This window comes from Pectobacterium actinidiae, assembly GCF_000803315.1.
In the GTDB taxonomy this organism is placed as follows: domain Bacteria; phylum Pseudomonadota; class Gammaproteobacteria; order Enterobacterales; family Enterobacteriaceae; genus Pectobacterium; species Pectobacterium actinidiae.
On the sequence record NZ_JRMH01000001.1, the window covers coordinates 2298562 to 2314143 of the forward strand.

At 51.8% G+C, this 15582-nt stretch carries 12 protein-coding genes; 10 read left to right on the forward strand and 2 right to left on the reverse strand.

Going from position 1 to position 15582, the window contains the following annotated elements; genetic code table 11:
• From KKH3_RS09755 to sodC, 8 genes are all read left to right on the forward strand, one after another.
• A complete protein-coding gene (locus KKH3_RS09755) occupies positions 1 to 2988 on the forward strand; it encodes a virulence factor SrfB (RefSeq protein WP_039358710.1) in 2988 nt (995 codons plus the stop codon).
• A complete protein-coding gene (locus KKH3_RS09760; protein ID WP_039358713.1) occupies positions 2985 to 5447 on the forward strand; it encodes a putative virulence factor in 2463 nt (820 codons plus the stop codon). The genes KKH3_RS09755 and KKH3_RS09760 overlap by 4 nt, the downstream gene beginning before the upstream one ends.
• A gap of 254 nt (positions 5448 to 5701) precedes the next feature.
• Positions 5702 to 6181, forward strand: coding sequence for a nuclear transport factor 2 family protein (locus tag KKH3_RS09765; RefSeq protein WP_039358715.1), 480 nt, complete (start codon positions 5702 to 5704; stop codon positions 6179 to 6181).
• On the forward strand, positions 6178 to 6894 hold the full coding sequence (locus KKH3_RS09770; RefSeq protein WP_039358717.1) for an SDR family NAD(P)-dependent oxidoreductase: 717 nt from the start codon (positions 6178 to 6180) through the stop codon (positions 6892 to 6894). The genes KKH3_RS09765 and KKH3_RS09770 overlap by 4 nt, the downstream gene beginning before the upstream one ends.
• A gap of 5 nt (positions 6895 to 6899) precedes the next feature.
• Positions 6900 to 8168, forward strand: coding sequence for an NAD(P)/FAD-dependent oxidoreductase (locus KKH3_RS09775; RefSeq protein ID WP_039358720.1), 1269 nt, complete (start codon positions 6900 to 6902; stop codon positions 8166 to 8168).
• Positions 8161 to 8886, forward strand: coding sequence for a DUF1365 domain-containing protein (locus KKH3_RS09780; RefSeq protein WP_039358722.1), 726 nt, complete (start codon positions 8161 to 8163; stop codon positions 8884 to 8886). The genes KKH3_RS09775 and KKH3_RS09780 overlap by 8 nt, the downstream gene beginning before the upstream one ends.
• On the forward strand, positions 8883 to 10112 hold the full coding sequence (locus tag KKH3_RS09785; RefSeq protein WP_039358725.1) for an SAM-dependent methyltransferase: 1230 nt from the start codon (positions 8883 to 8885) through the stop codon (positions 10110 to 10112). Before KKH3_RS09780 ends, KKH3_RS09785 begins: the two co-directional genes overlap by 4 nt.
• 53 nt (positions 10113 to 10165) lie before the next feature.
• Positions 10166 to 10690, forward strand: coding sequence for a superoxide dismutase family protein (sodC, locus tag KKH3_RS09790; RefSeq protein ID WP_039358728.1), 525 nt, complete (start codon positions 10166 to 10168; stop codon positions 10688 to 10690).
• A gap of 59 nt (positions 10691 to 10749) precedes the next feature.
• On the opposite strand, the gene KKH3_RS09795 is transcribed toward sodC, so the two are convergent.
• Entirely contained in the window at positions 10750 to 12069 is a 1320-nt protein-coding gene (locus tag KKH3_RS09795) for an ABC transporter substrate-binding protein (protein WP_039358732.1), read from the reverse strand.
• Between the two features lie 111 nt (positions 12070 to 12180).
• On the reverse strand, positions 12181 to 13476 hold the full coding sequence (locus KKH3_RS09800; protein WP_039358735.1) for a Gfo/Idh/MocA family oxidoreductase: 1296 nt from the start codon (positions 13474 to 13476) through the stop codon (positions 12181 to 12183).
• Between the two features lie 464 nt (positions 13477 to 13940).
• Between KKH3_RS09800 and ogt the strand changes: the two genes are divergently transcribed.
• Positions 13941 to 14477, forward strand: coding sequence for a methylated-DNA--[protein]-cysteine S-methyltransferase (ogt, locus tag KKH3_RS09805; protein WP_039358739.1), 537 nt, complete (start codon positions 13941 to 13943; stop codon positions 14475 to 14477).
• A gap of 281 nt (positions 14478 to 14758) precedes the next feature.
• A complete protein-coding gene (gene fnr / locus KKH3_RS09810) occupies positions 14759 to 15505 on the forward strand; it encodes a fumarate/nitrate reduction transcriptional regulator Fnr (protein WP_010274971.1) in 747 nt (248 codons plus the stop codon).
• Positions 15506 to 15582: the final 77 nt, after the last annotated feature.

A 15582-nucleotide genomic window follows, 5' to 3' on the forward strand; every position in this document is an offset into this window, starting at 1 on the left:
ATGCTGGCGACGATTACCGATTATAAACAACGCATTACGTTGATTCAGGACAGCGGAATTCAGTTTCTGGATTTTGCCTTAAAGCCGCAGTTTTCGGCCGAGCAGCCTCACCGCTATGTGCGTAAAAGTGCCAACGGTCCTCTGCTACACCTGCTGTACGATGAACAGTCGGACAAATTCCTGCTGCCTTCCGCCACCGGAATGCCGCCGGAAGTCGTGAAGCCTGAGCTGAGCATTTCACTTGAGCAATCGCTGAAGCTGCTGGAGAACATGTGGCTGCCGCTGCCCTTCTTCCGCTTTAACCCGCCGCGCACCTTCATGGGCGGGCCGGATAACTGGGCGCGGATGCAGATTCTTGCGTTGGATACGCCCGATCAGGACGGCAATACGCACCGTATTTGTCTGGCGTTCGATACCAAAACCTACCCGGAAGGCCACGAGTACGAGTCGCTTGCACCGAATGCTAATGACATCAAAACCGGTGGGAGTTTCGCACTGGCGTATCACAGCGACGAACTGGGTGAATTCCTTGATGAAACCTGGGTCGACGGCTGGCTGCGCGAAGTCTTTGCTCAGCGGGTTAAAGCGCTGGAAAGCCGTGACAGCCACGATATAAAGGTGGCGCTCAGGGGGTTTGAATATCAGGCACATTACCTGAATGTGTTGGATATGCTGGGTAACCAGCTCGACATACCGGAAATTCGTATCAATACCAGCACGCTGCAAGAACCCGCGGTCAACGTTGACCTGATTTTGGATGTGGGTAACTCGCACACCTGCGGCATTTTGGTTGAGGATCATGCAGACGAAAGCAACGGCCTGAAACAGACCTATGAATTGCAGTTGCGCGATCTGAGTGAACCCCATTATCTGTACAACGAACTGTTTGAGAGCCGCGTTGAATTCTCACAGGCGAAGTTCGGTAAAGACAACTTCTCGGTAGAAAGCGGCCGCGATGACGCGTTCATCTGGCCGTCAATCACCCGCGTCGGACGCGAAGCCAGCCATATGGCACTGCTGCGTCAGGGAACGGAAGGTTCGAGCGGTATTTCCAGCCCGCGCCGCTATCTGTGGGACGAAGAAAGCTATGCACCAGGTTGGCGTTTTAGCCAGACGGACGCCCATTCACAGACCGAACCGTTAGCGACAGCCATGCCGTTGACTATTATGTTGAATGATGAAGGTCAGCCGCTCTACAACCAGCCGCTGGAAGAGCGTTTACCAGTGTTTTCGCCGCACTATAGCCGTAGCTCGATCATGACATTCATGCTCTCCGAACTGCTGGCACAGGCGCTAATGCAAATGAACAGCGCCGCCCAGCGGTTGAAGATGATCCACAGCAGCGCGCCACGCCAGTTGCGAAATATCATTCTGACGCTGCCTTCCGCGATGCCGAAACCCGAGCGTGAAATTTTCCGCCGTCGGATGCATGAAGCGATCGCACTGGTGTGGAAAGCGATGGACTGGCATCCAATGGATGAAGATTTCACCACGCCAGCCCACAAGCAGCAAAGCCGGGTTCCGGTGCCTGACGTACAAATCGAATGGGATGAAGCCACATGCGGGCAGATGGTTTACCTGTATAACGAAGCGCAGGTGAATTTTGGCGGCCGTGCGGAAGATTTCTTCGCCAGCATGGCGCGCCCGGATAAAGAGCTTGATGAAGGTGAACCCGCGGGAAAAACGCTGCGTATTGCCTCAATCGACATCGGTGGCGGTACCACTGACCTCGCCATTACGCAATATCTGCTCGATGACGGCGTCGGCAACAACGTTAAAATTATTCCGCGCCTGCTGTTCCGTGAAGGCTTTAAAGTCGCGGGCGACGATATCTTGCTGGATGTGATTCAGCTTTATATCCTCCCCGCGCTACAGGCTGCGCTGAAAACCGCCGGAATGGCCAGCCCGGATGCGCTGATGGCGAAGCTGTTCGGCAATGAAGGCCGTATGGACGCACAGCTTACACTGCGCCAGCAGGTCACACTACAGGTCTTCATCCCGATTGGTCGCGCCATTCTGGAAGCCTATGAGCGCTTTGATCCGCTGGACACTAGCGCCGAGATCGAATCGACCTTCGGTGAATTGCTGGAACAGGCACCAACGGAAAAAGTGCTGGAATACATCAATACGGAAGTACAGCGCGAGCTGCCGGTCAGCGACTACGTCTTTGATATTTTGCAAGTGCCGCTGATTCTCAAACTGAACAAGCTGCACGGTGAGTTCCTGTCTAACAAAATGAACATCACGCAGAATCTGCGCCTGATGTCTGAAGTGGTGTCGCTTTATTCGTGCGATGTGCTGCTGCTGACCGGCCGCCCTTCGCGCTTCCCAGGGATTCAGGCGCTGTTCCGCCATCTGCAACCGCTGCCGATTAACCGGATGCTATCGCTGGATGGCTATCACACCAATGATTGGTATCCGTTTAACAAACGTGGGCGCATCGATAACCCGAAATCCACTGCCGCTGTCGGCGCGATGCTGTGTCTGCTGGCGCTCGATCTGCGCCTGCCGGGCTTTTACTTTAAGGTCGGCGATTTCCAGCCTTATTCCACAGTGCGCTACCTCGGCATGATGGACAGCAGCAACGCGCTGACGCTCGATAACGTTTATTACAGCGATATCGATCTGGATGCGCCGGATTTCGTGCTTGACCCGCAACACAGCTTTCAGGTGCGTGGCTCACTCTGCCTCGGCTTCCGCCAGTTGGACAACGAACGCTGGCCGGCATCCTCGCTCTATATGCTTTCGATTGTCGATCAGGATTTGGCGCGTAAAGTCGTCGGGGACAGTAAGCTGCGCGTCCGGCTAGCCGTCACGAAAAGCGACGATCAAGACAGCCCGGAGCGCTTTGAGATTGCTGATGCCGTGCTGGAAGACGGCACTCGCGTTCCGCCGCATCATTTACGACTCAAATTGAACACATTATCCGCTAACGGCTCAGGTGCGACCCATTATTGGATCGATAGTGGGAGTGTATTTAAAAAATGAAACGATTAACGCCAAAACAGCTTTCCACCCGACTTCACAGTCAGTTACAGGCCGTCGTGCAAGGTGTTGAACAGGCCATCAACTGGGTTGAAAGCACACGCCAGAACGCCCCGCGTCTGGATATCGAAGCCGACCGTCTGATCGTCAAACTGCGCCGTAATCACAATAAAGCGCAGCATCTGTCCGATGTGGCGCAGAAAGACATTGCCATCGGTTTCTTTGGCTTGTCCCAGGCGGGGAAATCCTACCTGATCGCCTCGCTGGCCGGGGACGAAAATGGCAAGCTGGAAACCTCGTTTGAAGGGCAACAGCTGGATTTTATCAATCATATTAATCCGTCCGACCGGGCAACGGCGCTCGTTACGCGGTTTAGCCGACAATCGGGCGTGAAGAACAAATCATTTCCCGTTCAGCTGCAACTGCTCAACGAACTGGATATCGGTAAGATCATGGCCAACGCGTTTTTAAACGATCTCAATCAAGAGACAACGTTTGAAGAGCTGGATGAGCGCCATATTGCTGAACACGTTAAAACGCTGTTGATGCATCGTCAGCCAGACCCCGTTGAAGGGATAAGCCGCGATGAAGTGGTCGAACTTTGGGACTATCTCGCGCGTCACGATGTCAAACGGCAAAAACAGCTGGAGGCTCATTTCTGGCCGGTTGCGATTGAATTAGCCCCTTATCTGACCGTTGACGATCGCGCCCAGCTTTTCTCTGTACTGTGGGGCGAGTTGAATTCGCTGACCACCGCCTATCGCCATTTCAGCCACACGCTGCAACATCTGTCCGGTACGCGTAAGCTGTTAGCGCCGCTGCGGATACTGGTGGACGATGAGTTAAACCCAGCAGACGGTCTGATCGACGGTTCTGCGCTGGAACGTTTGCACAGCGCCGACGATCCAGGCGTGCTGGTGCGGCCGGTTCAGAATGGCCGAGCAGGGAAAACGACAGAGCTTTCGCTGGCTGAGTTAACGATGCTGACGGCGGAACTGCTTATCCCACTGCATTTGCCGCCTAAAGAAGCGCTGTTCGAGCAGGTTGATGTGCTGGATTTCCCCGGTTTTGGTGAAATCCGCGAGACGCGAGACGAGCCACCAGCAAGCCATCAAAGCACACCGCATCCAATGGCACACACGCTATTGCGTGCGAAACGGGCCTATCTGCTGGAGCGCTATACCGACAATCAGGAAATGAACGTATTGATGGTATGTAGCGCCGCAGGCAATCGCGCCGACGTTAAAGTGGTTGGCAAAGCGCTGGATCACTGGGTTAAACAGACTCAAGGTGAAAACGCACAGGTTCGTAGCCATCGTAAACCGGGGCTGATTTGGGCGGTCACCCGCCACGATCGCCGTATTACACACGGGCAAAACTATGATGCCGCAGTACAACGCTACGTGGGTAATCCGGGCGATGCCTGGGGAACGATGCTGGCGATGGATAAACGTGGCGTGGCGCGAATGGCAACGTGGTTGGGGGCGGAAGTCCATCGGGATGTAAAACTGGGGCGCATCAGCGAACAGCTTAGCGAAATCCAACGTGAACTCAGTGATAACCTGTTGGGTAATTGGTATCTCCCCGTTGATGTTGACGATCCGGCAGAAAAACAGCGTATCGCAGAAACCTTGCTCAAATCACTCCAGACTCGCACCGGCGTACACGGTGAACTGCTGGAACGGCTGTTACCTTCTCGTGATGAGCTTCGCCGCCTGTATCTGCAACAGAAAGGGACAAGCTATGGCGGTTTCCACGCTGATGCCGAAGACCTTTCTGCCCCGTCAGCCAATAGCGATCCGTTTGGTGTCGGGATCGAAATCGATTTGTTTGCCGATGAACCGATCGCGATCGATCAGCCTGCACCACCAATTTTGACGATAGACCACGGCTATGAGGCAGATTACGCGCACGGCGTTTACCGTTTCTGGATTAACCACTTACGCAGCTTGCCAGAGAATGCCCCGCTTCTCGAGTTGCTGAATGTGCCGAAAGCGACGATCGAAATGCTGGTCGAGGAATTGATTACCGGCAGCATCCGTTTGCGAATCGAAGAAGCGCTGGTTGATATGTTGGTCGACGGCGAGCAGTTGGGGATCAACCGCGAGAATAAAGCTGACCGTCAGGTTTCACGCGTGCTGACTATTCTCGGCGACTTTGTCGCCTGGCTCGGCTTCCAGCAGCTTGATGAATCCCTGCGCCCTGCCAGCCGCATTAATCGCGGCCATAAAATTTTCGCTAAACCCGAAAAACAGGCGGTCAGCTTTGGGGCTTCACAGCGCTTAACCAAGCTATCGCTGACGCCTACCAACAATACGGCGTTTTATATCTATGACTGGCTGGTTGGCCTGAATGAGATGATCATCCAAAATGCAGGCTATTCCGCTGCACGAGAAGTCAGTGATGATCAGCGTGAACAGCTAGGCACGATTCTGACGTTGATTAAACCCGCAGAGAAATAACGTTCAGCCTACCGCTGTCGAACCAGGAAACATGGCGTGACATTGTCACTACATTTTGCGCCATGTTTTCTTTTTTCTAACGCCACCTCCCTCCGTATGTACTTATCCCCTTGCCGTTCCTCAAAATCTTATTTGACGAACGGTGGATTCAATCTATACCTAAATTGATATCTTTCAATTAATAAGCGTTGACGTTTCTCTATCTGTTAGCCATCTCCACTGCGTGGACATGGGTGACCTTAACAGGAGTGGTTGTGACGATAGAAAAAGCGCGTGAGGAAGAAGGCATCGCGGTAGAAAACGATGAATACGAACCTATTTTGCTGAAAATAAGGGCATTTTATCGAGAGCTAACCGCTGAAGGATTAACGGAGCTGGGTGATATCTATCATCAGGATATTCACTTTATCGACCCTATTTCCAGTCATCATGGGTTGGATGCTTTGCATCGCTATTTTTCTCATTCACTCGACAGTATGAGCTACTGTCAGTTCGACATCGCCGATGTCCATACCTTCCGCGGCGGTGCGACGATGTTCTGGACGATGCACTATGCCCATCCGTCGTTAAAGCGTAACGCGCCGCTGACATTAGCGGGCTGTAGCCACCTGCTCTTCGCCGACAACAAAGTTATCTACCACCGTGACTATTACGATATGGGCGACATGCTTTATCAGCATATCCCCCTGCTTGGTTCGCTCATCCGTTACCTGAAATCAAGAATGCAGACATGAAACGTGTATTGATTACCGGGGCAAGCTCAGGAATCGGCCAGCAACTGGCACGGGATTATGCCAGCGACGGCTGGGATGTCCTCGCCTGTGGGCGTGATGAACAACGACTTCACGCATTAACTGCCGCCTTCCCAACCATTCGAACACTGGCATTTGATATGACGAACCTGGCGGATACGCAGCAGGCGTTGGACGGCGTCACGGCCGATCTGGTGATTCTCAGTGCGGGAACCTGTGAATATCTGGATAACGGCGTCGTTGAAGCGGAAAAAGTCAGTCGGGTACTGACAACCAACGTGATCGGCCCGGTGAATTGCCTGTCGGTGTTATTGCCGCAGCTTGCCAACGGTAGCCACCTGGCGCTGGTTGGCTCGACCGCCAGCCTCGTTGCGCTGCCAAGAGCGGAGGCCTATGGTGCCTCAAAGGCGGCGCTAGCCTATTTCGCCCGCAGCCTGTCGCTGGATTTGCAGTCTCGCCATATCACCGTGTCGCTTATCCTGCCCGGTTTTGTCGATACTCCGCTGACTGCACGTAATGACTTCCCGATGCCGATGCTGATTTCCGTGTCGGACGCCTCAGAGGCTATTCGTCGTGGTCTGGCAAAGAAAAAACGAGAAATCGCCTTTCCTCTACGCTTTGCGCTATTGCTCAACGTGATTTCTGTCCTCCCACAGTCATGGCAACGTCTGCTCGCCAGCCGGTTAGTAAGGTAAAACGTATGAAGATTGCCATTATTGGCAGCGGCATTTCTGGCTTAACCTGCGCACTCAAGTTATCCGATCGCTTTCAGGTGTCGGTGTTTGAGGCGAACGATTATCTGGGTGGCCACACGGCAACGGTCGATGTCGTTCAGGATGACGTCACCTACGCCATCGATACCGGATTTATTGTCTATAACGAGCGGACCTATCCCCATTTTATTGCATTACTGGATGAATTGGGGTTAACCGGTCAGCCAACAGAAATGAGCTTTTCGGTCAGTAACCCCGTTTCCGGTCTGGAATATAACGGTCATACGTTAAACACATTATTCGCCCAGCGCGGCAACCTGTTCCGCCTCCGTTTCTATCGTTTCGTGGCGGAGATTGTGCGCTTTAACCGCGTCTGCAAGCGGTATCTTGCCAACGGCGATTATCAGGGGCTGACGCTAAGCTATTTGTTGCAGCAGGAAAAATTCTCACCGTTCTTTGCCCAGCACTATCTTTTGCCGATGGGCGCGGCGATCTGGTCGTCGTCGCTGGAGGATATGCGGCACTTCCCTCTGTCGCTTTTCCTGACTTTCTTCAACCATCACGGGCTATTGGATTTGGTCAATCGCCCACAATGGATGGTGGTTCCCGGCGGTTCACGGGAGTATGTGCGGCGACTCGCAGAGCGTATCCACGATCGGGCGACGATCCACCTCCAGACGCCCGTCCATCAGGTAATACGCGATGATGCCGGTGTTACTGTACAGACCTCTGGGCAGGCGTATCGGTTCGATCAGGTTATTTTTGCCTGCCATTCCGATCAGGCACTGGCGCTGCTGGAAACGAGTACGCCCGAGGAGCAGCGTATCCTAGGTGGCATACGCTATCAGCCTAACCGTGTGATTTTGCATACCGATACCCGGCTGTTGCCTCATAACCAGCGGGCATGGGCGAGCTGGAATTACCGCCTGCCAGTCGATCAGGCATTTAGCCGCGTGCGGGCCTCCGTGACCTATAACATGAACATCCTGCAAAATATCCGTTCATCCACGACCTTCTGTGTCTCGCTGAACCCTCAGCAGGACATCGACCCCAATAAAATATTGCACCACGCGATTTATCATCACCCGGTGTTTACCCAACAGACGACAGAACACCAACAGCAGCGCGAACGTATTAATGGGCACAACCGCAGTTGGTTTTGTGGTGCCTATTGGTACAACGGTTTTCATGAAGACGGCGTCAAAAGCGCATTGGATGTGGTCAACCTCCTTCATCAGGGGGTGCAATATGAATAGCGCCTTGTATGTTGGCAAGGTTCGCCATCGACGCTTTACGCCCGTTACACATCGTTTTGACTATGCGTTATTCATGACGTTAATCGATTTAGATGAGATCCCCGCCTTGCCGCATGCGGGGATTGCCTTAGAGCGCTTTTCCCCTGCCTCATTTTGTCGCGGCGATTACCTCGGTGGCGGCGATATCAAAACCAAAGCGCAGGATCGGATTGCGGAACTGACCGGTGAACGCCTCACAGGGAAGGTTTTGCTGCTATGTCAGCTACGCTATCTGGGCTGTTATTTCAATCCGGTCAATTTCTATTATTTGTACGATGCGCATAACGAACTACGCTGGTTATTGGCAGAAGTGCGGAATACCCCCTGGAACGAACGTCATACCTATGCTGTCGTCCCCGATGGTTCTACGCCCGTTTCCAAAGCGTTTCATGTGTCGCCTTTTAACCCGATGGATATGGTGTATCACTGGCGACTCACGCCACCCAACGCGCGTCTGAGGATCCACATCGAGAACCACAGACAAGGTCGCGAGTTTGACGCGACGCTGGTGCTGCATCGTCAGCCACTGACTCGCGCCGCCCTACGTGCTCAACTTTGGTCTCTGCCGTTAATGACGATGAAAACCGCCTGCACCATATATTGGCAGGCTTTGAAACTGTGGATTAAACGCTCGCCCGTTTATCCTCATCCGCAGTCTGGAAAAAAGGATACCCCATGAGTTCAACGGAAACAGAGTTGGTGCGTCACCCGAGCAATACCGCTCGCTATACTCGGGCCAGAAAAGTGCTATTTCTTCTGCTGAGTCGACTAGACGGCGGAGGTTTGCGCCTTCGCGAACCAGAAGGCAATGAAACGTTATTCGGGGATCAACATGCGACGCTGCAAGGCGATATCACGATACATAACCATCGCGTTTATCGCCGCGTCTTGCTGGGGGGAAGTATCGCTGCCGGTGAAAGCTATATCGATGGTGATTGGAGCTCAACCAACCTCACGCTCGTTCTCCAACTTTTGGCGCAGAATCAGGCGCTAGTCGATACGCTAGAAACGCGTTTTGGCTGGTTGACGGGGCCATTTCATCGGTTTATCCATTGGTGTCGCCGTAACCGTCCACAGCAGGCGCAGAAAAATATCGCCGCTCACTACGATTTGGGTAACCATTTTTACCGCAGCTTTCTCGATAGCGAGATGCTCTACTCCAGCGCCTGGTATCAGCAACCCGAAATGACGCTGGAAGACGCACAGCGCGCCAAGCTGCGCCGTCTCTGCGAACAGTTGGCGCTCTGTGAAACCGATCATTTACTGGAGATTGGCACCGGCTGGGGAGGATTAGCCGAACTGGCCGCACGTGAATATGGCTGCCACGTCACCACGACCACGCTGTCACAACAGCAGTATGACTACGCGGTTGAGCGCATTCAGCAAGCGGGGCTGAGCCATAAAGTGACGGTGCTGTTACAGGATTATCGCGCGTTGACCGGTCAGTATGACAAGCTGGTGTCAGTCGAAATGATCGAAGCGGTCGGAAAAGCCTATTTACCCACCTTCTTCAAACGCTGCCAGCAATTGCTCCGTCCACAAGGCCGCATGGTGCTTCAGGCGATCACAATTGCCGATCAGCGCTACAGCCATTACTGTCGAAATGTCGATTTTATCCAACGCTACATTTTTCCCGGCGGTTTTCTGCCCTCAATTACCGCGATGACGACCACCATGACGCGGCATACCGACTTTATTACCCGCGATCTGTTTGATATCGGTCAGGACTATGCCCGCACCCTCAGCGAATGGCGGCAGCGCTTTTATCAGCAGTGGCATACGCTGAATACTCAGGGCTTTGATGAACCTTTCCAGCGCCTGTGGGTGTTTTACCTTTGTTATTGTGAAGCGGGCTTTCGCGCACGCACCATCAGCACGGTACAACTCACTGCGGAAAGACCATGATCAAAAAGCGTAACGGTTGATCCTTAATACTCAAACCTAAGAGGCAAAAGACAATGAAACTGAAGGCACTTATCCTGACAGGCGTGTTTTTTTCCTGTTCCACCTTCGCGGCAAGCACCACGGTGACGCTGCATGAAGCACTGCCTACCGGTGCGGGCGGCAGTATCGGTGAGATATCCATCACGGAAACACCCTATGGCCTGCTTTTCACGCCACACCTGCAGGGACTGGAATCGGGTATTCACGGGTTCCACGTGCATGAAAATGCCAGCTGTGAGCCCGCCGAACAAGACGGTAAATCGGTTCCCGCCCTGGCGGCGGGCGGCCACCTCGATCCAAAAAAGACCGGTAAACACCTTGGCCCTTATAACGATCAGGGACATTTGGGTGACCTACCCGGATTGGTAGTGAATGCGGACGGCACGTCAACTTATCCACTGTTGGCTCCCCGGATAAAATCGCTGTCTGAGGTGAAAAATCACGCGTTAATGGTACACGTCGGCGGGGACAACTACGCGGATGCTCCCGCAAAACTGGGCGGTGGCGGAGCAAGAATGGCATGTGGTGTGATTAAGTAAGGAGACGTGCGATGCCGTATATCCTTCGTAACACGGCATCGCACATTACCAATCGTTAGTTATCGAATCGCGCGTTTTAATATGCGGTTAGCGCTGTTCAGGAAATCATCGGCAACCTTATTCACTTCCCCGTTACCGTAATCCAGCTTTTGCAGACTACTCGTCCACAGTTGAACCAGTTCCTGATTTTCCATAAACGGTGAAACAGGCACCTTAGACGCAGGTTGCTCCGCAGCCGCCCGATAGGCATTCGCTAACAGGTTACCGGGGTTGATCACGCCGATATCTTCCAGCAATTTTTGCGCTTTCGGGTTAGCAGGCATCCCGTTTTGCAACCCTAACGCCTTCACGCCCTCCGGGTTACTCAGCATGAAACTCATCAGCATCGCCGCTTCCTTAGGATGCTTACTGTTTTTGCTGATAGCGAACAGCGAAGACGGCTTGGTGGTCAGCCCGGAATCTTTAGCATCTGGCATGGTGAGGAACGGCCCTGTTTCTAATACAGCATCCTTTGGCATATTGCTGGAGTAGGTATAGATGGCAGAATCCCATAAATACATCCCAGCTAATTCGCCGTTAATCCAGGGGCGAATCTCATAGACGTTGGTACGGCCGAACGAGGAGAAATAACGCTGATCGGGTATCACATGGGAATCAACCAGCTTTTTATAAAAGCCGAAGAGTTCGCGTACCTGATCGCGGCTATAGGCAATGCTCTGCTTCTTCTCATCGATCAGATCAATGCCGTATTTCTGTGCCATGTAACTGCGGCCGAGCGTCAGAATATCCAGCACATCGCTTGAACCTTGAGCGACGCCGAGCGGGTAATAATTGTCGCCCAGTTTTTGTTTAAACACCGGACCAGCGGCAAACAGCTCATCCCAGGTTTGCGGGTAGGCGACGCCTGCCTTATCCCAGGTCGTTTTGTTGTAAATCATGCTACGAGACGTCATCGAAATCGGGAGACCTTGCAGCTTCCCTTTTACGTCCGAGGTTTTCAGGTAGTTAGGCGGGAACTCCCCCAGCCCCAGAATGTCTTTTTGCTTGTTCAAATCATAGAAACCGTCGCCATTGCGCGAAAACTGCGGCAGCCAGTTCCAGTCGATACGAATAACATCAGGCTCCTGCCCCCCGGCCATCTGCGTTGACAGACGGGAAAGATAGCCATCCCAGCCAGCATATTCGGCTTTGACGGTAATCGTCGGATTGGCTTTTTGGAACGCGTTAATAGCAGCGAGTGTCGCCTCATGCCGTTGATTGCCACCCCACCAGGAGATACGGATTTCGGCGGCATCAGCAGAGTGAGAGAATGCCGCGCCCACGGGAAGCGCAGCACAGAGCAGGAGTAGGTGAGATAATTTGTTCCGTGTTTTCGCCATAATAGAACCCTTATAATAGTATTCGGAGGTTTCCACCTGTCTGCCAGTATTCGGACAGACAGGTACTACGGATGCGGAAGCGTTTGCTGCCTGAAATGGCAGGTACTCTGATTAATTCCCTCTTTTCAGGTTAACGGCCAGTTCGCTTATTTTCACTGGCAGTTCGGTGCGTAATGATCGATTAGCAGCAATGCCCGTTAAAATAGACATTGCACCATCACGATAATCTGCTGCGCGATGTAATGGATCGGGTTCCGGTGTACCAAACAGATCGTTTAACATGACCTGATCGCCGCCGCCGTGTCCGCCCGCTTTAAATTCAACCGGTACGACATAAGGCGCGTCAAACATCGGATAGATCTTGATTTCACAGTCATCCAGCGCACCTTCATCCTCTTTTTGTCCGCCTCCGTTTACATAAGATTTTTCTACCAGTTTCATTTCCAACCGGCCCTTGCTGCCATTAAACACCACGTTCAACCCTTCCCAGGGCAAATAGGCATTTAATGAATACGTCATGATGGCTTTACTTTTATAACGCACCATCACACCCAGTACATCTTCAATATTAATCCCGTCATCGAACACGCTTTTATCGCGGTAATAACCATCTTCATGTTCGGCGTCTAAATATAAGGCCGTGAGCTGTTCGCTTTGATTCATATGCAATGCAAACGGATCGTTTTCTGCCGCCGCGCTATTATGTGAGCGGGAATAAAATTCTGTGACACCGCGCGCTTCAGCATTCGCTTTACCGTAAAAACGTAAATCACCCTGCGCATAGACCGTTTCCGGTTCGCTATTAAGCCAGAAATTTACCAGATCAAAATGGTGCGTGGATTTGTGTACCAACAACCCGCCGCTATTACGTTTGTCACGGTGCCAGCGGCGGAAATAATCCGCCCCGTGCTCAGTATTCAACAGCCACTCAAAATGAACAGAATAAACTTCACCAATCAACCCAGCGGCAATCAACTCACGGACTTTGCTGTGATGCGGAGCATAGCGGTAATTAAAGGTGACGCGTAATTTACGGCCGGTACGGTTAATCGCATCGATAATCGCCTGACATTTTTCTTCATCAATCGTCATCGGTTTTTCGCTGATGACATCACAACCTAATTCCATTGCCCGGATAATATAGTGATGATGCGTCCGATCCAGAGACGTCACAATAACCACATCCGGCTTGGTTTCCGCGATCATCTGCTCGAACTGTTCGGCGCGATACGTCGGCACATTATCGTGTCCATATTTATGGACAAGCTGGTTGGCATAATTCATTCGCGTCTGATTTGTATCGCAAAAAGCAACAAACAGTCCCTGATCCTGATAATCCCTGGCAATTGACTCCAGATAAAGGCCAGCGCGGCCTCCCGTTCCCACTACGGCATATTTTTTTTTCATTCTGCGCATTTCCTCCAAATAACGTAGGACCGCTCACCGGATTGACTGGCACGTATCGATAAAGGACTGGTAGCGTGATTTTCATTATGGCAAACCACCCACACGCTTATGCCTTTGCCATAAAAAAATAGAGCATCCCAACATCGTTCACCTTCATTTTATTGCCATGTGATGATGTTATCTGGCAAAAAAATGAAGATTGGCATGCTCCAGCTCTCATAAATACAAATTGAGTGCTTTTTCTATTAATAATTGATTTTATTGATAATATTGGATGGTTAATTCCCATACCCGCGTTGGATGTGCATGACCTCTCTTAAGTGTTCATACGTTAACGGGATTCGTTCTAACGTGGTGCCGTTCGCCACATTCAAACTTTATTTTCAATCCGTCTGAGGATGCCGGATAATCGGCACGTCACTCATGAGAGAAGCAAGAAAGCGATAAGCGCGTAAGGAATCACTATGCAGACTTTTTTTCAGGACACTCTGGCTACCCCGCTTGGGGAGTTATTGATTATTGCGGATGAAAATAATCATTTGCGTGCCGTCGAGTGGCGCGAGTATGAAGACGATTTATTTCGCGTACTTAATCGCAGTTATCGAAATGATCCCTTTTCGTTACAGCCGCGACATAATCCCGGTGGTCTGACTGACAGCCTGCAACGCTATTTTGAGGGTGAATTAGCTATTATTGATACGCTGCCCGTTGCTTCCGTAGGGACCGAATTTCAACAGCAGGTCTGGCAGGAATTACGTCGCATCCCCTGTGGAGAAATTACCACGTACGGCGAACTTGCGACGCTCCTGGGACGCACTGGCGCAGCACGTGCAGTCGGCATGGCAAACGGCTCCAACCCTGTCAGTATCGTGGTTCCCTGCCATCGCGTCATCGGTACTGGTGGGGCGTTGACTGGGTATGCCGGTGGCATTCACCGTAAGCAGTGGTTGCTTACTCACGAAGGTTATTTACCTCGACAGCTATTTACCGCGACTGAATAGTTTACCGTTATAATTCTGCGCGTTGCGACACGCGGAAATGCCCTCCGAATTGCTTATCATCGTAAGCAATTCGGATTAATCAACGTGTTAACCGTTCGGTAACGTAATGGAAAAAAATATTATCTTCGCACGCGTTTTATATATCGAAATATTTCCCAGAAAAAACGAAAAACTATAGTTAGTTCACTATTTATTGGTCTATTCCGATGATTACCGCTCTTATCAGAGCCGATAAAAGCTGTTAAAATTGACCAATATCAATTATTGCCTGAGCAAAGCCTATGATCCCGGAAAAGCGAATTATCCGACGCATCCAGTCTGGCGGTTGTGCAATCCACTGTCAGGATTGCAGTATCAGTCAGCTATGCATCCCTTTCACCCTGAATGAACACGAGCTCGATCAGCTCGACAACATCATTGAAAGGAAGAAGCCTATCCAGAAGGGGCAGGCGCTGTTTAAGGCTGGCGATGAACTGAGATCGTTGTACGCCATCCGCTCCGGTACGATAAAAAGTTATACCATCACGGAGCAAGGCGACGAGCAGATCACCGGTTTTCATCTGGCGGGTGACTTGGTCGGCTTTGATGCTATCGGTACGGCTCAACATCCGAGCTTCGCACAGGCGCTGGAAACGTCAATGGTCTGCGAAATTCCTTTCGAGACGCTGGACGATCTCTCAGGGAAAATGCCTAACCTGCGTCAGCAGATGATGCGCCTGATGAGCGGTGAAATCCGTGGCGATCAGGACATGATTCTGCTGTTGTCGAAAAAGAACGCAGAAGAGCGTCTGGCGGCGTTTGTCTATAACCTCTCCCGCCGTTTCGCCCAACGTGGTTTCTCACCACGTGAATTCCGTCTGACCATGACGCGTGGTGATATCGGCAACTATCTGGGGTTGACCGTTGAAACCATCAGCCGTCTGCTGGGGCGTTTCCAGAAAAGCGGGACGCTGGCGGTAAAAGGAAAATACATCACAATCGAGAATCTTGATGCACTTTCCGAATTAGCAGGCTCTTCACGCAAGTAATATTTCCAGCTTAACTATTTGACGTTGCCACTTTTTTACCGTGGCAGCGTCAATGTTCTTCCCCACTTTTCCGCCCC

What these genes read in the sequence shown, in the direction of transcription:
- KKH3_RS09785 (WP_039358725.1), top strand. Translation starts at nt 8,883, where the DNA reads ATGAGTTCAACGGAAACAGAGTTGGTGCGTCACCCGAGCAATACCGCT.
- KKH3_RS09760 (WP_039358713.1), top strand. Translation starts at nt 2,985, where the DNA reads ATGAAACGATTAACGCCAAAACAGCTTTCCACCCGACTTCACAGTCAG.
- KKH3_RS09795 (WP_039358732.1), bottom strand. Translation starts at nt 12,069, where the DNA reads ATGGCGAAAACACGGAACAAATTATCTCACCTACTCCTGCTCTGTGCT.
- fnr (WP_010274971.1), top strand. Translation starts at nt 14,759, where the DNA reads ATGATCCCGGAAAAGCGAATTATCCGACGCATCCAGTCTGGCGGTTGT.
- KKH3_RS09770 (WP_039358717.1), top strand. Translation starts at nt 6,178, where the DNA reads ATGAAACGTGTATTGATTACCGGGGCAAGCTCAGGAATCGGCCAGCAA.
- KKH3_RS09775 (WP_039358720.1), top strand. Translation starts at nt 6,900, where the DNA reads ATGAAGATTGCCATTATTGGCAGCGGCATTTCTGGCTTAACCTGCGCA.
- KKH3_RS09755 (WP_039358710.1), top strand. Translation starts at nt 1, where the DNA reads ATGCTGGCGACGATTACCGATTATAAACAACGCATTACGTTGATTCAG.
- ogt (WP_039358739.1), top strand. Translation starts at nt 13,941, where the DNA reads ATGCAGACTTTTTTTCAGGACACTCTGGCTACCCCGCTTGGGGAGTTA.
- KKH3_RS09780 (WP_039358722.1), top strand. Translation starts at nt 8,161, where the DNA reads ATGAATAGCGCCTTGTATGTTGGCAAGGTTCGCCATCGACGCTTTACG.
- sodC (WP_039358728.1), top strand. Translation starts at nt 10,166, where the DNA reads ATGAAACTGAAGGCACTTATCCTGACAGGCGTGTTTTTTTCCTGTTCC.
- KKH3_RS09800 (WP_039358735.1), bottom strand. Translation starts at nt 13,476, where the DNA reads ATGAAAAAAAAATATGCCGTAGTGGGAACGGGAGGCCGCGCTGGCCTT.